We start from the raw sequence: 1,397 nt of genomic DNA, 5'->3' as shown, positions 1-1,397 counted from the left end.
TTAAACCAAAAGTTTTATCAATTAAAACTTCCATTAAATATTGATTACATGATACCGGTTAATGATTCAGTGCGATTACTAAGTCAATTTGTAGAGGAGATGGATTTAACAGATTTATATTCGACTTATTCCAAGATAAAGGAAAATCAAGTATCGCCAAGAAAAATGCTGAAAATCATGACTTATGGATATATGAATAAGATTTATTCGTCTCGAGATATTGAAAAGGCATGCCGTAGAGACATTAATTTTATGTTTTTGCTTGAGGGAGCATCCGCTCCGGATCATGCAACATTTGCAAGATTTAGAAGTCTTCATTTTGCTCCATGTTCTGAAAGGATCTTAGCTGAAACAGCTAAATTTCTTTATAAAATTGGTGAGATATCAGGAGATGCTATCTTTATTGATGGCACAAAAATAGAAGCTTATGCAAATAAATATACTTTTGTCTGGAAAAAGGCAGTTACAAAAAACATGGCAAAATTGCTAATTAAAGTGGCCGACCTTGTTAAAGAGTGCGAAGAACTTTATGATATTAAGTTAATCTATAAAAATGAAGTTCAAATGAAACATGTAAAAAAGCTTAGAAAAAAGCTTTATGCACTAAAGAAATCAGAAGGAATAGAATTCGTTCACGGATGTGGGAAAAGAAAAACTGCATTGCAACGATCAATAGAAAAACTTGAAGAATATCTTTCAAAGTNTCAGAAGGAATAGAATTCGTTCACGGATGTGGGAAAAGAAAAACTGCATTGCAACGATCAATAGAAAAACTTGAAGAATATCTTTCAAAGTTTAAAGAATATACTCAAAAAGTGTACACTTGCGGAGATAGAAACAGTTACTCAAAAACTGATGTTGATGCTACATTTATGAGGATGAAAGAAGATGCTATGAAAAACGGTCAACTTAAGCCAGCTTATAATGTGCAGCATGGTGTAGATTCAGAATATATTACATGGCTTACAGTTGGACCACAACCAACGGATACAACTACGCTAATACCTTTCTTGAAAAGCATGGAAGAAAACTTAAAATTTAAATACTTAAAAATAGTTGCAGATGCTGGATATGAAAGTGAGGAGAACTATTCATTTATTGAAGAAAATAATCAAATAGCATTTATTAAGCCATCTAATTATGAAATATCAAAAACAAGAAAATATAAAAATGATATCGGTAAAATAGAAAACATGGATTACAATGAAGAAAAAGATTTCTACATATGCCGAAATGGTAAGCAGTTAAAGGCTGAAAATATAAAAATTAGAAAATCTAAAACAGGATATGAAAGTGAAAAGACAATTTATGTTTGTGAAGATTGCAATGATTGCACTTACAAGAGTAGTTGCATCAAAGGGAATAATTGTAAAACTCCTTTGGAAGAAAGAGTAAAA

2 protein-coding genes are annotated in these 1,397 nt (G+C 31.0%); both read left to right on the top strand.

Annotation, left to right across the window (positions count from 1 at the left end; all coding sequences use genetic code 11):
- Window positions 1–48 precede the first annotated feature (48 nt).
- Window positions 49–717: a transposase gene (locus OYT88_RS20670; RefSeq protein WP_443217554.1), complete on the top strand. Its 669-nt coding sequence runs from the start codon at window positions 49–51 to the stop codon at window positions 715–717.
- 35 nt (window positions 718–752) lie between these two features.
- Window positions 753–1,397 (top strand): transposase (locus OYT88_RS20665; protein WP_274402256.1); only part of this gene is annotated, 645 nt, incomplete at its 3' end.

This window comes from Sporolactobacillus sp. CQH2019 (assembly GCF_028765345.1).
Classification (GTDB): Bacteria; Bacillota; Bacilli; order Bacillales; family Sporolactobacillaceae; genus Sporolactobacillus.
This window is presented reverse-complemented; position numbering and strand designations above follow the sequence as displayed.